This is a genomic window from Pseudomonas sp. NPDC087814 (assembly GCF_044742865.1).
GTDB lineage: Bacteria > Pseudomonadota > Gammaproteobacteria > Pseudomonadales > Pseudomonadaceae > Aquipseudomonas.
In genome coordinates this window covers 304626-323689 of sequence record NZ_JBIUVK010000001.1, presented here as the reverse complement: position 1 = coordinate 323689, position 19064 = coordinate 304626, and the positions used below count along the sequence as shown (strand labels likewise).

Annotated in this window: 23 protein-coding genes; 11 read left to right on the top strand and 12 right to left on the bottom strand. The window is 59.5% G+C overall.

The window, feature by feature from the left end; all coding sequences use genetic code 11:
- The first annotated feature begins 71 nt into the window (after positions 1-71).
- On the top strand, positions 72-437 hold the full coding sequence (locus ACIOMR_RS01630; protein ID WP_003212570.1) for a histone-like nucleoid-structuring protein, MvaT/MvaU family: 366 nt from the start codon (positions 72-74) through the stop codon (positions 435-437).
- Positions 438-607: 170 nt separating this feature from the next.
- Here the strand turns inward: ACIOMR_RS01630 and ACIOMR_RS01625 are convergent, their stop codons facing one another.
- On the bottom strand, positions 608-1144 hold the full coding sequence (locus ACIOMR_RS01625; protein WP_008432526.1) for a DUF4946 domain-containing protein: 537 nt from the start codon (positions 1142-1144) through the stop codon (positions 608-610).
- Between the two features lie 193 nt (positions 1145-1337).
- On the opposite strand from ACIOMR_RS01625, the gene gloA reads away from it, so the two are divergent.
- Positions 1338-1859: a lactoylglutathione lyase gene (gene gloA, locus ACIOMR_RS01620; protein WP_008432524.1), complete on the top strand. Its 522-nt coding sequence runs from the start codon at positions 1338-1340 to the stop codon at positions 1857-1859.
- Between the two features lie 63 nt (positions 1860-1922).
- On the opposite strand, the gene ahpF is transcribed toward gloA, so the two are convergent.
- The 3 genes from ahpF to ACIOMR_RS01605 all read right to left on the bottom strand — a co-directional run bounded on the left by ahpF (position 1923) and on the right by ACIOMR_RS01605 (position 5255).
- Positions 1923-3488 (bottom strand): alkyl hydroperoxide reductase subunit F, encoded by a 1566-nt coding sequence (gene ahpF, locus ACIOMR_RS01615; protein ID WP_003212573.1) that lies wholly within the window; start codon positions 3486-3488, stop codon positions 1923-1925.
- Positions 3489-3615: 127 nt separating this feature from the next.
- Positions 3616-4179: an alkyl hydroperoxide reductase subunit C gene (gene ahpC, locus ACIOMR_RS01610; protein ID WP_003173835.1), complete on the bottom strand. Its 564-nt coding sequence runs from the start codon at positions 4177-4179 to the stop codon at positions 3616-3618.
- Between the two features lie 149 nt (positions 4180-4328).
- On the bottom strand, positions 4329-5255 hold the full coding sequence (locus ACIOMR_RS01605) for a site-specific integrase (protein WP_087693896.1): 927 nt from the start codon (positions 5253-5255) through the stop codon (positions 4329-4331).
- Between the two features lie 161 nt (positions 5256-5416).
- On the opposite strand from ACIOMR_RS01605, the gene ACIOMR_RS01600 reads away from it, so the two are divergent.
- On the top strand, positions 5417-6424 hold the full coding sequence (locus tag ACIOMR_RS01600) for a DNA-binding protein (RefSeq protein ID WP_401191818.1): 1008 nt from the start codon (positions 5417-5419) through the stop codon (positions 6422-6424).
- Here ACIOMR_RS01600 and gorA read toward each other — a convergent pair whose 3' ends face one another.
- Together gorA and ACIOMR_RS01590 are read right to left on the bottom strand one after the other, a co-directional pair.
- The gene (gorA, locus tag ACIOMR_RS01595; RefSeq protein ID WP_401191815.1) at positions 6425-7783 is read right to left on the bottom strand and encodes a glutathione-disulfide reductase; all 1359 of its coding nucleotides are present in this window, start codon (positions 7781-7783) and stop codon (positions 6425-6427) included.
- A 56-nt stretch (positions 7784-7839) separates the two neighbouring features.
- Positions 7840-9978, bottom strand: coding sequence for a TonB-dependent siderophore receptor (locus ACIOMR_RS01590; protein ID WP_134326572.1), 2139 nt, complete (start codon positions 9976-9978; stop codon positions 7840-7842).
- Between the two features lie 133 nt (positions 9979-10111).
- On the opposite strand from ACIOMR_RS01590, the gene ACIOMR_RS01585 reads away from it, so the two are divergent.
- On the top strand, positions 10112-10879 hold the full coding sequence (locus tag ACIOMR_RS01585; RefSeq protein WP_177020095.1) for a helix-turn-helix domain-containing protein: 768 nt from the start codon (positions 10112-10114) through the stop codon (positions 10877-10879).
- Between the two features lie 55 nt (positions 10880-10934).
- Here the strand turns inward: ACIOMR_RS01585 and galU are convergent, their stop codons facing one another.
- The gene (gene galU / locus ACIOMR_RS01580) at positions 10935-11774 is read right to left on the bottom strand and encodes a UTP--glucose-1-phosphate uridylyltransferase GalU (protein WP_003212579.1); all 840 of its coding nucleotides are present in this window, start codon (positions 11772-11774) and stop codon (positions 10935-10937) included.
- A 307-nt stretch (positions 11775-12081) separates the two neighbouring features.
- Between galU and ACIOMR_RS01575 the strand changes: the two genes are divergently transcribed.
- A complete protein-coding gene (locus ACIOMR_RS01575) occupies positions 12082-12267 on the top strand; it encodes a hypothetical protein (RefSeq protein ID WP_003212580.1) in 186 nt (61 codons plus the stop codon).
- Positions 12268-12411: 144 nt separating this feature from the next.
- The gene (locus ACIOMR_RS01570; RefSeq protein ID WP_003212581.1) at positions 12412-12696 is read left to right on the top strand and encodes a hypothetical protein; all 285 of its coding nucleotides are present in this window, start codon (positions 12412-12414) and stop codon (positions 12694-12696) included.
- Here ACIOMR_RS01570 and ACIOMR_RS01565 read toward each other — a convergent pair whose 3' ends face one another.
- From ACIOMR_RS01565 to ACIOMR_RS01550, 4 genes are all read right to left on the bottom strand, one after another.
- Positions 12697-12927 (bottom strand): hypothetical protein, encoded by a 231-nt coding sequence (locus tag ACIOMR_RS01565; RefSeq protein WP_003212582.1) that lies wholly within the window; start codon positions 12925-12927, stop codon positions 12697-12699.
- 63 nt (positions 12928-12990) lie between these two features.
- A complete protein-coding gene (locus tag ACIOMR_RS01560) occupies positions 12991-13914 on the bottom strand; it encodes a c-type cytochrome (RefSeq protein ID WP_401191809.1) in 924 nt (307 codons plus the stop codon).
- The gene (locus ACIOMR_RS01555; protein ID WP_134326569.1) at positions 13911-14561 is read right to left on the bottom strand and encodes a c-type cytochrome; all 651 of its coding nucleotides are present in this window, start codon (positions 14559-14561) and stop codon (positions 13911-13913) included. The genes ACIOMR_RS01560 and ACIOMR_RS01555 overlap by 4 nt, the downstream gene beginning before the upstream one ends.
- A gap of 195 nt (positions 14562-14756) precedes the next feature.
- The gene (locus tag ACIOMR_RS01550; protein ID WP_003212585.1) at positions 14757-15107 is read right to left on the bottom strand and encodes a hypothetical protein; all 351 of its coding nucleotides are present in this window, start codon (positions 15105-15107) and stop codon (positions 14757-14759) included.
- Positions 15108-15319: 212 nt separating this feature from the next.
- Here ACIOMR_RS01550 and ACIOMR_RS01545 point away from each other — a divergent pair, with 212 nt between their 5' ends.
- The 5 genes from ACIOMR_RS01545 (at position 15320) to ada (ending at position 18408) form a co-directional block, all read left to right on the top strand.
- The gene (locus ACIOMR_RS01545; RefSeq protein ID WP_003212586.1) at positions 15320-15622 is read left to right on the top strand and encodes a DUF1883 domain-containing protein; all 303 of its coding nucleotides are present in this window, start codon (positions 15320-15322) and stop codon (positions 15620-15622) included.
- Between the two features lie 11 nt (positions 15623-15633).
- Positions 15634-15798 carry a hypothetical protein gene (locus tag ACIOMR_RS01540; RefSeq protein WP_166742130.1) on the top strand — a complete coding sequence of 55 codons (165 nt, stop codon included), beginning with the start codon at positions 15634-15636 and terminating at the stop codon, positions 15796-15798.
- Between the two features lie 82 nt (positions 15799-15880).
- The gene (locus ACIOMR_RS01535; RefSeq protein WP_401191804.1) at positions 15881-16597 is read left to right on the top strand and encodes a 2OG-Fe(II) oxygenase; all 717 of its coding nucleotides are present in this window, start codon (positions 15881-15883) and stop codon (positions 16595-16597) included.
- Positions 16587-17267 carry a DNA oxidative demethylase AlkB gene (alkB, locus tag ACIOMR_RS01530; RefSeq protein WP_401191801.1) on the top strand — a complete coding sequence of 227 codons (681 nt, stop codon included), beginning with the start codon at positions 16587-16589 and terminating at the stop codon, positions 17265-17267. The genes ACIOMR_RS01535 and alkB overlap by 11 nt, the downstream gene beginning before the upstream one ends.
- Before the next feature lie 76 nt (positions 17268-17343).
- Complete coding sequence (ada, locus tag ACIOMR_RS01525; RefSeq protein ID WP_401191798.1) at positions 17344-18408, top strand: bifunctional DNA-binding transcriptional regulator/O6-methylguanine-DNA methyltransferase Ada; 1065 nt, start codon at positions 17344-17346, stop codon at positions 18406-18408.
- 6 nt (positions 18409-18414) lie between these two features.
- Here the strand turns inward: ada and ACIOMR_RS01520 are convergent, their stop codons facing one another.
- Positions 18415-18999 carry an ABATE domain-containing protein gene (locus ACIOMR_RS01520; RefSeq protein ID WP_003212591.1) on the bottom strand — a complete coding sequence of 195 codons (585 nt, stop codon included), beginning with the start codon at positions 18997-18999 and terminating at the stop codon, positions 18415-18417.
- Between the last annotated feature and the right edge of the window lie 65 nt (positions 19000-19064).

The window sequence follows — 19064 nt, the reverse complement described above, 5'->3', positions numbered from 1 at the left end:
GCCTTAAGGCTCTTGGCTTATCGCTTTGTTTGCAGTAGATATCAGCCAAATACACTATTGGAGTATAGATTTTGTCCAGACTCGCCGAATTTCGCGCAGCAGAAAAAGCCCTTCAAGAGCAGCTTGCCCAGCTGGAATCCCTGAAGAACGATGCTGGTTTGAAGAAAGAAATCGAATTCGAAGAAAAGCTGCAAGGGCTGATGAAGACCTACGGCAAAAGCCTGCGCGACATCATCTCCATCCTGGATCCTAACCCGGGCAAGTCCGGCGCTTCCGTCGCTGCCGCACCCAAACAGCGCCGTGCCCGCGTCGTCAAGGTTTACCACAACCCGCACACGGGTGAACTGATCGAAACCAAGGGCGGCAACCATCGCGGCCTGAAGGCGTGGAAAGAACAGTACGGCGCAGCCACAGTAGACTCCTGGCTTCGCGGCTAATGCTTTGCGGCTAGTACAAACGCACTAAGAAAAGCCCTGCACATGCAGGGCTTTTTTGTTTACAGGCATCGATAGTGAAACAAATCAGGACGCTGGCACTTTCAAAAGCGAACTTTAAAAAACATTTCACTTTGTTCAAATCGACTTATTTGTCGCGATGCCTACAACGCTCAAAGTTTAAGGCTGTCACGCACCGAACTGACTTCATCCTTGCTTGATTCGTAAGCGTCGGCCTGGCCTGCGTATGAAAAAACATAGGCCTTATCGGTATCGACAGCCCCCACCAACGTTTGCGACAGCACATGCCGACCGTTCTCGGTGATTACACAGGTAGTTTCCAATGCCTCAAGCCGGCTCAATGTTGTGGGGTGCATCTTGGTGCACACACTTTGATAACCACCCTGGGCAAAGTCCTTCTGGATGGATTTGCGCATTTCCAGCAGCACACCTTGCAGGTTGACCGTATGCCCCGCTTCGATTGGCGTGCCCGTCAACTCCATGACCATCAAGGTCGCGCCATTCTCATCATTCTTTATGGCCCGCTGGCGGGACACCGCCGACGGTTGCGCCGGGGCCTGGTCGTCGGGCGCCACTTCCTCTACCTGCCAGCCGCTGGGCCAATGAATTTCCGGGTCAGCCGCCCATGCAGCGGTGCTGCCCAGCAACAGGCCCAGGGTACTCAACAACGGTGCGCGAAATCCGGTCATTACGAAAAACACTCAAGGTTCAAGCGACAAAGTTTGGGCCCCTGCACCCGCTGGCCGCAAGGGTTGCGTGACCTTTTTCATTTGGCGCAACCGGCAGGGCTGCGTATCATGGACCGGCTGCACGGATGCCAGCCGCAAGCCAAGGGATGCTCCAACCGGAGCCACGTTTGCCCCATTTTTCTCTGGAGGGCCCATGAGCCTGCACGAACTGAACACTTTCCCGGGCGTCACCGCCCAGCCTGACGCCGCCACCACGAACTTCGTATTCAACCACACCATGCTGCGGGTCAAGGACATCACCAAGTCGCTGGATTTCTACACCCGCGTACTGGGTTTTTCCCTGGTTGAAAAACGTGACTTCCCGGAAGCCGAATTCAGCCTGTACTTCCTGGCCCTGGTCGACAAGGCCCAGATCCCGGCCGACGCTGCCGCCCGCACCCAGTGGATGAAGTCGATCCCGGGCATCCTCGAACTGACCCACAACCACGGCACCGAAAACGACGCGGACTTTGCCTACCACAACGGCAACACCGACCCGCGTGGCTTTGGCCATATCTGCATCTCGGTGCCGGACATCGTTGCTGCCTGCGCGCGCTTTGAAGAACTGGGCTGCGACTTCCAGAAGCGCCTGAGTGACGGCCGCATGAAAAGCCTGGCCTTCGTGAAAGACCCGGATGCGTACTGGGTTGAAATCATTCAGCCAACGCCGCTGTAAGGTTCCGCCGGCAATAAAAAACCCCATGATCACTCATGGGGTTTTTCATTTCCGGGCCGGAATTTACGCCGGGGCGGAAGTGCGGATCAGGTGATCGAAAGCACTCAGGGAAGCCTTGGCGCCCTCGCCTACTGCAATCACGATCTGCTTGTACGGCACAGTCGTTACGTCGCCGGCGGCAAAAACGCCTGGCAGCGAAGTCTCACCACGTGCATCGACGATGATCTCGCCACGTGGAGTCAACTCCACAGTGCCTTTAAGCCAGTCGGTGTTGGGCAGCAAACCGATCTGTACAAAGATGCCTTCCAGGTCGATAGTCTTGAATTCGCCACTGTCGCGATCCTTGTAGGCCAGGCCGGTAACTTTCTGGCCATCACCCTTGACCTCACTGGTCAGCGCGCTGGTAATCACGTCAACGTTCGGCAGGCTGTACAGCTTGCGCTGCAACACGGCGTCGGCGCGCAACTTGCTGTCAAACTCAAGCAAGGTCACGTGGCTGACGATACCGGCCAGGTCGATGGCTGCTTCAACGCCGGAGTTACCGCCGCCGATCACCGCCACGCGCTTGCCCTTGAACAGCGGGCCGTCGCAGTGCGGGCAGAAGCACACGCCTTTGGCCTTGTATTCCTGCTCACCCGGTACACCCATTTCGCGCCAGCGGGCACCGGTGGCCAGGATCACGGTCTTGGACTTGAGGGTCGCACCGCTTTCGAAACGGATTTCGTGCAGCTCACCGTTGTTTTTCGCCGGGATCAGCGCAGTAGCACGCTGCAGGTTCATGATGTCCACGTCGTACTGACGCACGTGGGCCTCCAGGGCGCTGGCGAGTTTCGGCCCTTCGGTTTCCTGTACCGAGATAAAGTTCTCGATCGACATGGTGTCCAGCACCTGCCCGCCGAAGCGCTCGGCTGCAACACCGGTACGGATGCCTTTACGTGCAGCGTAGATAGCCGCTGCCGAACCCGCTGGGCCACCGCCGACGACAAGTACGTCGAACGCATCTTTGGCGCTGATTTTCTCGGCGGCTTTTTCGATACCGCTGGTGTCGAGCTTGGCGAGGATTTCTTCCAGGCCCATGCGGCCCTGGCCGAAGTTCACACCATTCAAGTAAACGCTGGGCACGGCCATGATCTGACGATCATCGACTTCTGCCTGGAACAGCGCACCGTCGATGGCGACGTGGCGGATGTTCGGGTTCAGTACTGCCATCAGGTTCAGCGCCTGGACCACGTCCGGGCAGTTCTGGCACGACAGCGAGAAGTAAGTCTCGAAGCTGAACTCGCCTTTAAGGGCGCGAATCTGTTCAATCACTTCGACACTGGCCTTCGAGGGGTGGCCGCCGACTTGCAGCAGCGCCAACACCAGCGAAGTGAATTCATGGCCCATTGGGATGCCGGCAAAACGCAGGCTGATATCGGCACCCGGGCGGTTGATGGAGAACGATGGCTTGCGCGCATCATTGCCATCGCTTTTCAGGGTAATCAGCGTCGAAAGGCTGGCTACATCCTGCAAGAGGGCAAGCATTTCCTGGGATTTCGCACCGTCATCGAGGGAGGCGACGATCTCGATCGGCTGGGTGACCCGTTCCAGGTATGACTTCAACTGAGCTTTAAGATTGGCGTCCAACATACGGGCGATTTCCTATTAATTCGGTTTATTGCAGACAAAAAAACGCCCGAGCGAATCTCGCCCGGGCGTTTCGAGGGCGGATGCAGCTTACTTAGGTGCGGTAACCCGCCCTTGGCATTTCACAGACTTAGATCTTGCCGACCAGGTCCAGGGACGGAGCCAGGGTGGCCTCGCCTTCTTTCCACTTGGCTGGGCAGACTTCGCCCGGGTGAGCAGCAACGTACTGGGCCGCCTTGATTTTGCGCAGCAGCTCGGAAGCGTCACGGCCAACGCCGCCATCGTTCAGTTCAACGATTTTGATCTGGCCTTCAGGGTTGATCACGAAGGTGCCACGGTCTGCCAGGCCAGCTTCTTCGATTAGCACGTCGAAGTTGCGGGAGATGGTCAGGGTCGGGTCGCCGATCATGGTGTACTGGATTTTGCCGATGGCTGGCGAGGTGTTGTGCCAGGCAGCGTGGGCAAAGTGGGTGTCGGTGGAAACGCTGTAGATTTCGACGCCCAGTTTCTGGAATTCGGCGTAGTTGTCAGCCAGGTCTTCCAGTTCGGTTGGGCAGACGAAGGTGAAGTCGGCTGGGTAGAAGAACACGACAGACCATTTGCCTTTCAGGTCAGCATCAGTCACGTCTACGAAGTTGCCGTTTTTGTAGGCGGTAGCTTTGAACGGTTTTACTTGGCTGTTGATGATAGGCATCGTTGACTCTCCGTCAGGTTTGTAGAAGGGCTTAGTAAGTTGATGAGGTGAATCCTACCCACTCTCCCGGCCGATGGCTCATTGGCAAACCTGATGCTGACGATTGGTTTTCACTATCAAGAGACTGTATTAATAGAAGAAACCTTGAATCACTCGAGGGATGCCCGGGTCATGCCGAGAAAGGGCGTCGCTTCAACATAGCGCATGGCCGATTTCATGTCTTTCCAGCCGACGTAAGTCATCAACGACTTCAAGTCCCAGCCACTGCGATGAGCCCAGGTAGCGAAGCCCCGGCGCAGGGAGTGGCTGGTGTACTGATCGGCCGCAATCCCGGCACGCTCCAGCGCCTGGCGCAACAGCGGGATCACGCTGTTGGCGTGCAAGCCCTCCTCGCCCAGGTTGCCCCAGCGATCAATGCCGCGAAACACCGGGCCGCGCACCAGCGCTGAAGCGCTGAGCCATTCGCTATAGGCCTGCACCGGGCACAGCCGCAACAGCGCCGGCGTCTGGTAAGTGCGGCCGATATTTTCCCGATCACTTTTGCTGCGCGGTAGATACAGGGTGATGCCCGAACCGGGCACCGCCTGCACGTGCTCGATATTCAACCGGCATAACTCATCGCTGCGAAAGCCACGCCAGAAACCCAGCAGGATCAACGCTGCGTCACGCTTGGCCCGCAGCCATCGGGGATGGTCTTCTGCGGCTCGGGCGTCGTGGCCTTCCTGTTCGAGGAACTGGATGACCTGCTCCAGGTGCTGCAGTTGCAATGGCTCTGCCTGCTTTTCCTGAGCCGGGTGCAGGGCGCGAATGCCTTTCAGGACTTTGCGCACCACTGGCGCCTTGGTCGGATCAGGAAACCCCTGGCTGGTGTGCCACTGGGCCAGCGCCGATAAACGCAGCTTCAACGTGTTGACCGACAGCACGCCCGCATGCGCCACCAGATAGCGCGCCACGCTGTCGCTGGTCGCCGGCAGGAATCCACCCCAATTCACCTCGAAATGCTCGATTGCCGCTCGATAGCTGCGGCGGGTGTTATCGCGGGTGGCCGCATTCAGATAACGGTCCAGCTCACTCATGCCTGTACTGCCATTGGCTGTTGTCCATTTCAAAACCTGTATCACACGGGATAATACGCCAATATCCCATCTGATAAATCATCAATTTCGGCTTTAAAACAATTGTGGTATATTACGTATATACATACTACGTACCACAGTACTAAATCGACGGAGACTCCATGGCTCGCGGCGGTATCAATAAAGCAGTAGTTCAAACGGCACGCCTGGCAATCCTTGCCCGTGGCGAAAACCCGAGCATCGATGCAGTACGCATCGAGATGGGCAATACCGGCTCGAAAACCACGATTCATCGCTATCTGAAGGAGCTGGACGAAAGCGAAACCCGCCAGACCATCACCGAAGCGCCCATTGACGACGAACTGGGTGAACTGGTGGCGCGACTGGCCCAGCGCCTGAAGGAGAAGGCCCAGGAGCCTATCGACCTGGCCCTGGCGCAGTTCCAGCAACAGAAAACCGCCCTGCTCGCCCAGGTTGAGGAGCTGGAAGCGGCCCACTCCCAGCTCAAGCAGCAGTTCGATATCCAGTCCGCCGCCCTGGCCGATGAAAGCGCGGCCTTGCAAAGCACTCGCTCCAGCCTGCAAACCGAGCAAACCCGCAACGCCGGGCTGAGCCAGGCGTGCAGCGATTACGAGTTGCGGATCAACGACAAGGACGAGCAGATTCGCTCACTGGAAGAGAAGCACCTGCATGCCCGGGACGCCCTGGAGCATTACCGCAATGCGATCAAGGACCAGCGTGAACAGGAACAGCGTCGCCATGAAGGCCAGTTGCAGCAGGTCCAGGCAGAGCTGCGCCAGGCCCAGCAGAGCGCGATGGTGCGCCAGGATGAAATCACTCAGTTGCACCGCGATAACGAGCGCCTGCTGATCGAGCATCGAGTGACCGTGAAGGAATTGAGCGCACTGCAGGAACAGGCTCGCCAGGACCGCGAACAGCAGCGCCAATTGAGCGAGCAAGTGAGTGTGATCGACAGCGAGCGTACCCTGTTGCAGGAACGCTTGCGGGTTGCCCAACTGGAGAATCAGGCGCGCCAGGAAGCGCTGGCCGAGCATCAGAAGGCCAACAAAACCCTGGAACTGGACCTGGTCAAGGCCCAGGCCAGTATTGATGCGCTGCGCCTGGCAGCCGCCGTTGCGACGGCGCCGGAAGCAACTACCAAGGACTGATTACTGCGCCACTGGCGTGCGCATGGTGACGAACTCTTCCGCCGCCGTTGGGTGCACGCCGATGGTTTCATCGAAATGCTGCTTGGTCGCGCCCGCCTTGAGCGCGATCGCCAGGCCCTGCACGATCTCGCCAGCGTCGGGGCCGACCATGTGGCAACCCAGGACCTTGTCGGTCTCGGCGTCGACTACCAGCTTCATCAGCGTCTTTTCCTGGCAGTCGGTCAGGGTCAGTTTCATCGGCCGGAAGCGGCTTTCGAACACCTGCACCTTGTGCCCGTCTTCACGGGCCTGCTCTTCGCTGAGGCCCACGGTGCCGATATTCGGCAGGCTGAACACCGCCGTCGGGATCATCGCGTAGTCCACCGCACGATATTGCTCAGGCTTGAACAAGCGACGTGCCACGGCCATGCCTTCAGCCAGGGCCACTGGCGTCAGTTGCACGCGGCCGATCACATCACCAATCGCCAGGATCGACGGTTCGGCGGTCTGGTAAAGCTCATCCACTTCGACAAAGCCGCGCTTGTCCAACTTGACGCCAGTGTTTTCCAGCCCCAGGTTATCGAGCATCGGACGTCGGCCAGTGGCGTAGAACACGCAATCGGCTTCCAGCACGCGGCCATCTTTCAAGGTGGCCTTGAGGCTGCCATCGGCCTGTTTGTCGATACGCTCGATGTCGGCGTTGAACTGCAGGTCCAGGCCGCGCTTGGTCAGCTCTTCCTTCAAGTGCGTGCGCACCGAGCCGTCAAAACCGCGCAGGAACAGGTCGCCGCGATACAGCAGCGAAGTCTGTGCGCCCAGGCCATGGAAAATCCCGGCGAACTCGACGGCGATATAGCCACCACCGACTACCAGCACACGCTTGGGCAGCTCCTTGAGGAAGAACGCCTCATTGGAGCCAATGGCGTGCTCGCGCCCCGGGATGTCCGGGATCTGCGGCCAGCCACCGGTGGCCACCAGAATGTGCTTGGCGGTAAAACGCTCGCCGTTGATTTCTACCTGGTGCGGGTCCACCAGCCGCGCATGCCCTTCGTGCAGGGTCACGCCGCTGTTGACCAGCAGGTTGCGGTAGATGCCATTGAGGCGGTTGATTTCACGATCCTTGTTGGCGATCAGGGTCGCCCAATCGAAATTCGCTTCACCCAGGGACCAGCCAAAACCGCTGGCCTGCTCGAAGTCTTCGGCGAAATGCGCGCCGTATACCAACAGTTTCTTCGGCACGCATCCCACATTCACGCAGGTACCGCCCAGGTAGCGGCTTTCAGCCACCGCCACTTTGGCGCCAAAACCCGCAGCGAATCGTGCAGCGCGCACACCGCCGGAACCGGCACCAATTACATAAAGGTCAAAATCGTAGGCCATTTCACTCTCCTCGGCAGGACAACAGCATACCTGCTGCCGCGCCAGAGGTCAGCGCCTTACCAGCGATACGTCGCGCTGGCCTGCAACGAACGGGTTGCGCCCCAGTAGCAAAGGAAACCGTTGCTGCAGTAGGCCAGGTATTCCTTGTTGAACAGGTTGCTGGCGTTGAGGGCCAGGCGCCAGTTCTGCACGTCATAGTGCGCCGCGGCATCAAACAGCGTGCGCGATGACACCTCCAGCGTGTTGTCGGCGCTGCCGTAGCTCGGCCCGAAATAGCGCGCACCCGCCGCGAAACCGACGCCCTGCAGCGGGCCGTCGTGGAAGGTGTAGTCCGCCCACAGCGAGGCACTCTTGCCCGGGATGCCGGTCGGGTGTTCGCCCTGGTCGCCGTCATTGGATTTGAGGATGCGCTGGTCCATCCAGGTGTAAAAACCGATCAGGCTGAGGTTCGAGGTGACCTCGGCATGGGCTTCCAGCTCGATGCCGCGGGAGCGGATTTCGCCTTTCTGGGTGGCAAAATTGGGGTCGACATCGTCGGTGGTCAGGACGTTTTGCTGACGCAGGTCGAACACTGCCGCGCTGTACAGGCTGCGGGAGCCCACAGGCTGGTATTTAACGCCGGCTTCGTACTGCTTGCCGGTGGTCGGCACAAATGTCGCGCCCAGCCGGTCAGTGCCCAGTTGCGGCTGGAACGATTCGCTGTAGCTGACATACGGCGCAACGCCGTTATCAAACACGTAGCTCAGGCCCGAACGCCAGGTGAGTTTCTCGTCGTGCTGGCGCGTGTTGCTCAGGTTGGCGCCGGTCAACGCGCTGTCCTGATTGTCGTAGGTACGCGCCCAGTCTTGCCGCACACCGATCAGCCAGCGCCAATGGTCGAAGCTGAGCTGGTCCTGCAGGTACACGCCAAACTGGCTCTGGGTGGTGTATTGGTTGATGGACACCGGCACCCTTGGCAAGGCGCTGAAGTCGGGGTTGTAGATATTGATCGCACTCGGGAAATACTGACCGCCCCGGTTGATGGTCTGCAACAGCCGCTGGAAGTCCGCCCCCATCAGCACAGTGTGCTTGACCGGGCCGGTGCTGAAGTCGGACTGCAACTGGTTATCAAGGGCGAACTGGCCAAGGTGCTCATGATTGACGTTGGCCCACAGCGGCGCGGTGGCAAGGTTGGCGTCCAGCGGCCCGGTGAGGGAAGTCTGGTAGTAGTCGACGTCATCATGCATATAGCGCAGGTGCTGGCGAAAGCTCCAGGTGTCGTTGAACCGGTGGCTGAACGCGTAGCCCAGGGAAAACTGATTGCGCTTGAAGCGATCGCGGTCCGGGTCGCCCAGGTAATCATCGGGGCGCAAGCGCCCATTCGGGTTGTGCAGCGCGGTGCCATACGCGGGTACCGGGTTGAACAGCCCACCTTCCGGGTCGTATTGATAGTTGGCCAGCAGGGTCAGGCTGGTGTCGTCGTCGATGTTCCAGGTGATGGCCGGCGCGATGGCGATGCGCTGGTCCTTGATGTGATCGGTCTGGGTATCGGCCATGCGGCCCAGCCCGGTCAGCCGATAGGTCACATCGCCCTGCTCGTCCAGGCGCCCGCCAAAATCGAAGCCGGCCTGATAGCGGTTGTCATTGCCCACGCTCATTTGCAACACGTGCAGTGGCTCATCCGTCGGCCGCTTGCTCTGCATGTCCACCAGGCCGCCCGGCCCGCTCTGGCCGTACAGCACGGAAGCTGGCCCGCGCAGCACGTCGATGCGCTCCAGAAACCAAGGGTCGACCCGAGGCGTAGCGAACCAGGTCGTGCGATTGAGCTTGAGCCCGTCGAGGTAGGAGTCGGCATCGAAGCCGCGAATGCTCAACTGGTCAAACCGCAGGTCGTTATCCTGGGAGTAAACCCCTGGTGTGTAGCGCAATGCCTGGTCGACGGTTTGCGCCGCCTGGTCATCCATCTGCTGGCGGCTGACCACCGAGATCGATTGCGGCGTCTCCACGATCGGCGCGCCGGTTTTGGTGCCCACGGTGGTGTTGCGCGCCACATAGCCTGGCACCACGCCGTCTGCCGGCTCGGCCTCGGCGGCTGTCACCGCGGTGTCCTTCAACACGATGGGCGCGTCATCGGCCCACACAACAGGAGCAAGCGCCAACACCACCAGCGCCAGCCTGGAAAGGTAAAACGGAGGAGAAGACAACGCACCGGACATGACGATTCCTTGAAAAGTCTTTTTGTTAATCGTTCTTATTTAATATTGAATCGCGTTAAAGATCCGGTCATTCTTCTACGCGCACGGGTCAATTAATGACCGTTCCAACTTAAATCTCAGGAATCCTTCTTGATTGGACAACATCTGGCGTAAACGCTTTGGGGCGCCCGCTCGCAGCACCAGCGAGGAATTGCGGGTTCGGGCCCATGACTATGTCGATGGCGCACGGGAGATTTGGCACAGCCATGAATATGGCCAACTGGTGCACGCCACCCAAGGCGTGATCCGGGTGCTGACCCGCATGGGCGCCTGGACCGTCCCGCCGGCATACGGCTTTTGGATTGCGCCGGGTGTCGACCATGAATTGCACATGGTCGGTGAGGTTGCGATGCGCGCACTGTACGTGGAAAGCGATCAATTACCCACGGCGTGGCAATCCTGCCGATTGATCAGGGTGGAGCCGCTGCTGCGGGAGCTGATTCTGGGCATGCTCGCACCCGACGCCCACACTGCCCTGCTCACGCCATTGCTGCTGCACCAGTTGATATCCGCGACTGAAACCGAAGGCTGCAGCCTGCCATTGCCCCGGGACAAACGCGTGCTCAGTGTGTGTGAAATGCTTCTGGAAGACCCGGCGAACCCGGCCACCCTGGAAGACTGGAGTGAATCCATCGGCGCCAGCGTGCGCACCCTGCGCCGGCGGTTTCGGGATGAAACCGGGCTGAGCTTCAACCAATGGCGCCAGCAGCTACGGATTGCCGAAGCCGTTTGCCAGTTAGCCCAGGGCCGACCATTGGGGGCTATTGCACGGGACATGGGCTATGCCAACGGCAATGCGTTTGGTGCAATGTTCAAGCGGGTACTGGGCGAAGCCCCCAGCCGCTATTTGGGCAAGGCATAAAAAAACCTGCGGTCTTTCGACTCGCAGGCTTTTTCAATGGGCTGGCAACGATGAATCAGTAAGCCTTGCCAGTCTTGTAGAAGTGCTCGTAGCAGAAGTTGGTCGCTTCGATGTAGCCTTCAGCGCCACCGCAGTCAAAACGACGACCCTTGAACTTGTAGGCAATCACGCAACCGTCTTTTGCCTGCTTCAGCAGGGCGTCGGTGATCTGGATCTCGCCACCCTTGCCTGGCTCGGTTTCTTCGATCAGCTTGAAGATATCAGGGGTCAGGATGTAGCGGCCGATGATCGCCAGGTTCGACGGAGCATCTTCCGGCGCTGGCTTTTCAACCATGTCGCGTACGCGGATCAGGCCATCACCGATATCGTCGCCGGCAATCACGCCGTACTTGTTGGTTTCCTGAGGATCGACCTCTTGAACCGCGACGATGGTGCAACGGTACTTCTGGTACAGCTTGACCATCTGGGTCAGGACGCCGTCGCCTTCCAGGTTTACACACAGGTCATCGGCCAGTACCACGGCGAACGGTTCGTCACCGATCAGCGGACGACCGGTCAGGATCGCGTGCCCCAGGCCTTTCATTTGGGTCTGGCGGGTGTAGGAGAACGAGCACTCGTCGAGCAGCTTACGGATGCCGACCAGGTATTTTTCCTTGTCGGTGCCCTTGATCTGGTTTTCCAGCTCGTAGCTGATGTCGAAGTGGTCTTCCAGGGCGCGTTTGCCACGGCCGGTCACGATCGAGATTTCGTTCAGGCCGGCATCCAGTGCTTCTTCCACGCCATACTGGATCAGTGGCTTGTTCACCACCGGCAGCATTTCTTTGGGCATGGCCTTGGTCGCTGGCAGGAAGCGAGTGCCGTAACCGGCTGCTGGGAACAAGCATTTCTTGATCATATGAGTCCTTACAAAGGGCTGTGCGTACGAAATTCGGCGCAGTCTAATCAGGCCGCAGTCACCTTACAATGGGTCCTGCTGGCGTTGCGATGTCAACATAGAGAAAAAATGTCGGCGTAAGTTCCGCCGGCATTCAATCAAGTACCTTCGCCGCTGTTAGAAATCGTCGGCTTGTGCCCGTCATTCAAAGGGCTCCAACCTTTTTAGCACGCTTTATGGCGATCGGCACTGACCTGCAACAACTTGCGCCGCCCCACGCCGTTTGGCGCTATCATTACGCCCTTGAACCAGACAACGAGATTGATAGATGTCAGAACCAAAAGGCGTGAACGGCTACCTGATCACCAAGCGAGCGGACGGCTGGCACTTGATCAACTTCCATGGCGACAGCGTTGCCGGCGCATTCGCGACCGAAGCTCAAGCCTGTGCCGTGGCCGAAGTGTTTGTGGATGAGGCCGGCCACGCGTCGAGCAAGCGTCCGAAAACCAAGTAACACCGCGGTAACGCCAATCAAGCCTCGTTTGACGGGGCTTTTTTGTGTTTGTCTGTACGTTGATGGCGGTTCGCTATAATCTCGCCTGTAACGCCCCACGACAGTGTCAGCGCTCCCCTCCAACACCCTGATGACGACTCCTACATGAACAAGATCCTGGCACTGATTGCGGTACTGGCGCTTACCGGTGGCTGCACCACCACTTCCGACACGGTCCTGAAGAACGGCGAACAAGGACTGGCCATCGACTGCTCCGGCGAAGCCAACTCCTGGGCCAGCTGTTATGAAAAGGCTGATGCGTCCTGCGCGGGCACCGGCTACCGGATTGTCGGCACCGAAGGCACACCGGCCCTGAAAGAAAGCGACAAGACCCTGGGCAAGGATGTCGGCAACTACAAGACCCGCAGCGTGACGGTGGTCTGCAAATAATTACATGTGAATTTCGGCGAACTTGATGCCCAGGCCGCGAATGGTCTCGATCAAGTCGTCCAGGCGGGAGAAGGATTCGACTTCATCCTGGTCATCCACCAGGAAGTAACTGCGACCGCCGCTCTTCTTGAAGAACACGATCCACTCGCCCGTATCCGCGGGATTTTGAATCACATGGGTCGCAGAAATATGCCCCCCTGCATGCTGTTCCCTGACTTGCTCACGTTTCATGACTGAGTTTCCGAAAAGACAATGCCGCTGATTCAGCGGCATTTTTTATGGGTTATCGACAGTTTAACGGATGCCTTGGCCAATCAGTACGCCATCGACCGTCTGCCCGTAAAGATTGACGCCGTCATTGGCGTGGAACTTCACCCGGGTTTTCTCCACGGAGCCGTCCACCAGGCGCGGGTCCTGAGGACGCTCGTGACGGTTGACGTAGGCCGCCACGTCCCAGGCTTGCTGGTCGGTCAGGCTGCCGCCCTGGCCCAGGGGCATGTTGTGCTTGATGAAGGACGCTGCCGTATTGATTCGATGCATCCCGGCGCCCCAGTTGTAGGAGTCTTTACCCCAGAGCGGCGGCATCACGTAGTTGTCGCCCACTTTCTGGCCCTGGCCTTCGGCGCCATGGCACACCGCGCACTGGCCCTTGTAGACCTCTGCGCCCTGGGCCAGGCCGTAACCCTTGGCGGGTGCCGGCACGTCCGGGTAGCCACGGCCCGGCAGTTCGACGCCCAAGGGAGCCTTGCTCGCCAGCCAGTAGGCATATACCGACAGCGCGGTAATCTCCGGGCTGTCTGCAGCCGGTGGCGTGCCGCCATCCATGCTGAACTGGAAACAGCCCTGCAAACGCTCGGCGAAGGTGTTGACCTTGTCGTTCTTTTTTCGATACGCCGGGTACATCGGGTAGGCACCCCACAGCGGCGCCGAATTGGCCAGGCGACCCTGGTCCAAGTGGCAATTGCTGCAATTGAGGCCATTACCGACAAATTGCGGCGCCAGGCGCTTGGTGTCGACAAACAGCGCGTAGCCCTGTTTCACCAGCTTGCCGTAGGCGTTGTCCGGCAGCTCGCTTTCTTTGGGCGGCTGGAACTGCACGGCAGCCCCATGAGCGCCGGCTGGCTGCAACTGTGACTGGTCTTCCATGGCAATAGGGGCGGCATGAACGGGTACGCCGATCAGGCTTCCCAGCAGCGGAGCAAACAAGAAGCGCTTCATGGCTTGGCCTCCTGGCCGCTCAACGAGGCAAAATAGGTGGCCACGGCCTGCACTTCTTCAGCGCTGAGGGATTTGGCGATATGGCCCATCAGATCATTCGGATCGTTATGGCGCGTGCCGCTGCGCCAGGCGTTCAACTGCGCCGCGAGGTAGGCCGCAGATTGTCCGGCCAGGGGTGGAAACCCGTCGCCGACGCCCACGCCGGCCGGGCCATGACAGCTGACACAGGCCGGAATCTGGCGCTCCCACGCACCTTGCAGGGCAATCTTTTGCGCAGCGTCAGTAGGCATCTCGCTGCGGTGCACCGGCACAGGTGCGGGCGCAGGCATTGCCGCCAGCTGCCGGGTTACAGCGCTGACTTCCTCTTCCGTCAGGGCGTTGGCCAGTGGCTGCATCACCGGGCTGTTCCGGGCGCCACTTTTAAAATCCTGCAGCTGCTTACGCAAATACACCGCCGATAAACCGGCCAAACGCGGAAAACCCGCGGCTGCCAGCCCCAGGCCATCAGCCCCGTGGCAGGCCACGCACGGCGCAGCTCCCGGCTGCGAGCCGCCCTGCATATAAACGTTTTTCCCCTCCAGCGCGTGGGCATTGCCCAACATCAGCAACAACGCGCTACCCATCAGAACTCGTTCCAGAGACATCATCACGACTCCATTTTTATAGTTATATGCTTAGGCGAATTAGGCATAAGCCTACAAATGGTAGGGCAATGGCCCGGTCGCGACAACACTCATCCGCGAGCAAAAGGACGGTGTACTGAACCTCGCGCACAAAAAAGCCCGACGCTGCGGCAACAGGGTCGGGCTTCTTGATCGGATTCGAGGTGGGCGGCTACAGACTCAGCCGGAAATGCACGCTTCCCCCGCAGCCTTCACGTCACCTGGACGAATAGGCACATTGGACATGCTCTCGTAGAGCTTGATACTGCTCCCGCTGGAGCGCTCTTCAATTTCAAAAATGGCCGACGGGTCGGCAGAAAACTTCTGCGGTACGATAACTTGAACACCATCCTTGTGAGGCTCGATCTGCGAAGGCCTGCGGGTTTTAGACAATTTCTGGACAACGCACGCCGCGTATTCCTGTGGTTTTTTCCCGGAGATCACTGCCAGCGTTGGTGGGGTCTGCTTGATATCCGCCACCGAAGCACATCCACCCAACGCCAGGGCCAGAACCAACACACTCCACTTCATATAAAAACCTCCGATAAAGACCCTACGACAGCGAAGAAGGTATTTTTCTCCCGCCCACGTAGGATTTATCCCTGATAACTCGGTAAATAACTGTTTTAAATTGTCGAAGTCGTCGACGACGGTCCGATAATAAACGTGCTGGGGCTGATAAACTCCATCTTAACCTACGTATCGTTCTGATTTTTCAGAAAAAGCCCTTCTGGAGACACCTTATGAAATTCATCCACCAGCGTGAGCACCTCAATGAAGGAGATATTGTCGTCATTGAATGCTCGCAAACCTGCAACATCCGCCTGATGAGCGATGCCAACTTTCGCAGCTTCAAGAACGGCGGCCGCCATACTTACCACGGCGGCGCGTTCGACAAGTTCCCGGCAAAAATCACTGCGCCCAGCACCGGGTTCTGGAACATCACCCTGGACGTCGTGACCCGCCGCGCCATCAGCGTGACCAAAAAGCCGACCTTGTCCCACAAGATCCGCATTGTGCGCCGCACCAATTCGAAACTGAGCTGACAGGAATGCCCGTGACTACCACCAAATATGTGATCAAGTACAAACTCAACGGTGAGCGCCGCTTCGAGTTCGCCCAACTGCAAGCAGGCAGCGTGGAGGAAGCCAAGGAAGCCCTGGCGAAAATCCACGATGCCAGCGATGAGATTACCGACATCAATGTGAGCAAGGCGCTGTAATTCGAGCGCAAGCATCGGAGTGTTCTGCCGCTGACGACTTTCTAGACTGGCAGCCCTAATGCGCTGCCACAGGAACTTGTCGATGCCTTCCACTCCACTGCATGAACGCCTGGCCAAGCTGGACTGGGCCGCCATCGAGCAAGCCCTCGATGAACAGGGTAACGCACTGATTCCGGCCCTGCTGGATCAGCAGGAATGCGCTGAACTGAGCGGCCACTACCCCCGACCCGAACTGTTTCGCTCCCATGTGACGATGGCCAGGCACGGCTTTGGCCGGGGCGAATACAAATATTTCCGCTACCCGCTGCCAGCGCCGATCTGCGCGCTGCGTGAACAGCTGTATGGGTTCCTGGCGCCCCAGGCCAATCGCTGGAACGAACAGATGAACCTGCCGATCACCTATCCGGTGCACCATGCCGACTTCATTGCCCGCTGCCACGCTGCCGGGCAGCAACGCCCTACCCCGTTATTGCTGCAATACGGCCCAGGCGACTACAACTGCCTGCATCAGGATCTGTACGGGGAACATGTGTTTCCCCTACAAGTAGCCATCCTGTTGTCGCAGCCGGGAGAGGACTTTCGTGGCGGGGAGTTGGTGCTGACGGAGCAGCGGCCAAGAATGCAATCCCGGGCCCAGGTCGTCCCTCTTAACCAGGGTGACGCGGTAATTTTCGCGGTCAATCAGCGACCCATGCCGAGTGTGAGGGGGTTTCATCGGGTGACCTTGCGCCATGGGGTCAGTGTTCTGCACAGTGGTACCCGGCATACCTTGGGAGTGATTTTTCACGATGCGCAGTAAGACCCTTCCCGGATCAACCGCCGATTTATTCGCCGATGAGGCGCTGCAACAGCCCCCGGGGCGCGAGCAAATCGGTGAACAATCCTACGTCCTCAGAGGCTATGCCCTGCCCTGGGTCGAGCGTTTGCTACCGGAGCTGCGACGGGTATTGGCTCAATCGCCCTTCCGGCAAATGGTCACGCCCGGTGGTTTTACCATGTCGGCGGCGTTAAGCAGTTGCGGTGACTTGGGCTGGACGACCGACTCCACCGGTTATCGCTACTCCCCGATTGACCCGAATAACCAACAACCCTGGCCAGCCCTGCCGGCCGCATTGCGCGAACTGGCCGTGATGGCCGCAGCAGATGCAGGTTTCGACGATTTCGAGCCGGATGCCTGCTTGATCAACCGCTATGTGCCAGGCGCGAAAATGTCCCTGCACCAGGACAAGAACGAGCGGCGCTATGCCGCCCCGGTGGTCTCGGTGTCATTGGGTTTACCGGCGATCTTCCTGTTCGGCGGCCATGAGCGCAGCGACAAGACGCAAAAAGTCTCGCTGTTCCATGGCGACGTAGTGGTATGGGGCGGCGTGGACCGCCTGCGCTTTCACGGCGTAATGCCGATCACGCCCGGCACGCATCCGGTCATGGGGCCGCAGCGCATCAACCTGACGTTTCGCACGGCCGGATGAATTTGACCGCAAGCATCGGAGTGATGGGAATGCCCCACGGGACTAACCTGGCATTCTTCAACCAGGAGCCACCACCATGACCGCGCGCCACGCCACCGAACAAGACCCGCGCTGGGCCGCGATTGTCGCCCGTGACGCCAAGGCCGACTTGACCTTCGTCTATGGTGTGAAAACCACCGGTGTGTACTGTCGCCCCAGCAGTTCCGCACGGCGCCCGCGCCCGGAGAACGTCGAGTTCTTCGACACCCCGCAACAGGCTGAAGCGGCGGGCTACCGGCCCAACAAGCGCGCGTCGGGGGACCAGACCCAGGTGGCCGCACGCCATGCGCAACTGGTGGCAGCGGCCTGTCGGCACATCGAACAGGCCGAAACCCTGCCGCCCCTTGAAGATCTGGCCGCCCTCGCCGGCTTGAGCCCGTTCCATTTTCATCGGGTGTTCAAGGCGGTGACCGGCCTGACGCCCAAGCGCTACGGCAGCGCTCATCGCTCGCGCAAGGTACGGGACGGCCTCAAGGACCAGCACTCGGTGACCGAAGCGCTGTACGACGCCGGCTTCAATTCCAACAGCCGCTTTTATGAGGCTGCCGACCAATTGCTCGGCATGAAGCCCCGCGACTACAAAGCCGGCGGCACCAACACGGATATTCGCTTTGCCGTTGGCCAATGCTCGTTGGGCGCCATTCTGGTGGCCCAGAGCAATCGCGGTGTGTGCGCGATCCTGCTGGGGGATGACCCGGACAAACTGGTGCGCGACCTGCAGGACCAGTTTCCCCGCGCCAATCTGCTGGGTGCCGATCACGACTTTGAACAATTGATCGCCCAGGTGGTGGGCTTTATCGAAGCGCCGGCCCTGGGCCTGGACTTGCCCCTGGACTTGCGCGGCACTGCGTTTCAGGAACGCGTGTGGCAAGCCTTGCGGGAAATCCCGGTGGGGTGCACCGCCAGCTACGCCGAGATCGCCCAGCGCATCGGCGCGCCGACCGCCTATCGCGCCGTGGCCCAGGCGTGTGGTGCCAACAGCCTGGCGGTGGCGATTCCCTGCCATCGCGTGGTGCGCGCCGACGGCAATCTGTCGGGCTACCGCTGGGGTGTCGAGCGCAAGCGGCAGTTGCTGGAGCGCGAAAGCCCGGCAGAATCCTGAGGACGTCTACACCAGTTTGCGCTTGCGAAACTCGGCCACCTTATGCCGATTGCCACACAGCGCCATGCTGCACCAGCGGCGCCTGTGGCCCTTGGTGCGGTCGTAGAACCACAGCACGCACTCGGGATGTTCGCAGGTGCGGATCAAACCGAAATCCCCCTCTACCAGCAACGTCGCCGCGGCTTCGGCGATTGGCGCCAGGAACTGCTCAGCGGTTTGCTGTTTGCGCTGGCGCTCCAGGCGCAACTCCCCGGGCGCCGGCCAAGCCAGCTGCGGATGGCTGACGGCCTTGCGCAAAAATGCATTCAGTGCCGCAGGATCACCCTGCTGCCCAGCCTTGCGCTGTTCCAGCAACAAGCGAATCACTTCCCGCAGCCCCCGCGCCGCGCCCAGCAAAGCGCCCTCCTCGAATACCGGCGCCGCGCCCTCTTCGCACCAGCCCAGTCGCACCAGCCAGCGCTGCACATCGGCATCGCCTTGCCAGAATTCAAACGGCACACCGTCGACATTCGCCCGAGTGTTGAGCATGTCCAACACCGGATGGTCGGCTAGCACGTAGGGTTCCATCGGGGATGGTGTGATGGCGGTCATGACGAGTCCTCTTCAAGTCCGCGACATCGTAACCGCTGATATCGCTTTTGGATAGTTACTAAACA

Coding starts and splice junctions, on each gene's coding strand:
- ACIOMR_RS01625 (WP_008432526.1), bottom strand. CDS start 1,144: ATGACCGGATTTCGCGCACCGTTGTTGAGTACCCTGGGCCTGTTGCTG.
- gloA (WP_008432524.1), top strand. CDS start 1,338: ATGAGCCTGCACGAACTGAACACTTTCCCGGGCGTCACCGCCCAGCCT.
- ahpF (WP_003212573.1), bottom strand. CDS start 3,488: ATGTTGGACGCCAATCTTAAAGCTCAGTTGAAGTCATACCTGGAACGG.
- ahpC (WP_003173835.1), bottom strand. CDS start 4,179: ATGCCTATCATCAACAGCCAAGTAAAACCGTTCAAAGCTACCGCCTAC.
- ACIOMR_RS01605 (WP_087693896.1), bottom strand. CDS start 5,255: ATGAGTGAGCTGGACCGTTATCTGAATGCGGCCACCCGCGATAACACC.
- ACIOMR_RS01600 (WP_401191818.1), top strand. CDS start 5,417: ATGGCTCGCGGCGGTATCAATAAAGCAGTAGTTCAAACGGCACGCCTG.
- gorA (WP_401191815.1), bottom strand. CDS start 7,783: ATGGCCTACGATTTTGACCTTTATGTAATTGGTGCCGGTTCCGGCGGT.
- ACIOMR_RS01590 (WP_134326572.1), bottom strand. CDS start 9,978: ATGTCCGGTGCGTTGTCTTCTCCTCCGTTTTACCTTTCCAGGCTGGCG.
- galU (WP_003212579.1), bottom strand. CDS start 11,774: ATGATCAAGAAATGCTTGTTCCCAGCAGCCGGTTACGGCACTCGCTTC.
- ACIOMR_RS01575 (WP_003212580.1), top strand. CDS start 12,082: ATGTCAGAACCAAAAGGCGTGAACGGCTACCTGATCACCAAGCGAGCG.
- ACIOMR_RS01570 (WP_003212581.1), top strand. CDS start 12,412: ATGAACAAGATCCTGGCACTGATTGCGGTACTGGCGCTTACCGGTGGC.
- ACIOMR_RS01565 (WP_003212582.1), bottom strand. CDS start 12,927: ATGAAACGTGAGCAAGTCAGGGAACAGCATGCAGGGGGGCATATTTCT.
- ACIOMR_RS01560 (WP_401191809.1), bottom strand. CDS start 13,914: ATGAAGCGCTTCTTGTTTGCTCCGCTGCTGGGAAGCCTGATCGGCGTA.
- ACIOMR_RS01555 (WP_134326569.1), bottom strand. CDS start 14,561: ATGATGTCTCTGGAACGAGTTCTGATGGGTAGCGCGTTGTTGCTGATG.
- ACIOMR_RS01550 (WP_003212585.1), bottom strand. CDS start 15,107: ATGAAGTGGAGTGTGTTGGTTCTGGCCCTGGCGTTGGGTGGATGTGCT.
- ACIOMR_RS01545 (WP_003212586.1), top strand. CDS start 15,320: ATGAAATTCATCCACCAGCGTGAGCACCTCAATGAAGGAGATATTGTC.
- ACIOMR_RS01535 (WP_401191804.1), top strand. CDS start 15,881: ATGCCTTCCACTCCACTGCATGAACGCCTGGCCAAGCTGGACTGGGCC.
- alkB (WP_401191801.1), top strand. CDS start 16,587: ATGCGCAGTAAGACCCTTCCCGGATCAACCGCCGATTTATTCGCCGAT.
- ada (WP_401191798.1), top strand. CDS start 17,344: ATGACCGCGCGCCACGCCACCGAACAAGACCCGCGCTGGGCCGCGATT.
- ACIOMR_RS01520 (WP_003212591.1), bottom strand. CDS start 18,999: ATGACCGCCATCACACCATCCCCGATGGAACCCTACGTGCTAGCCGAC.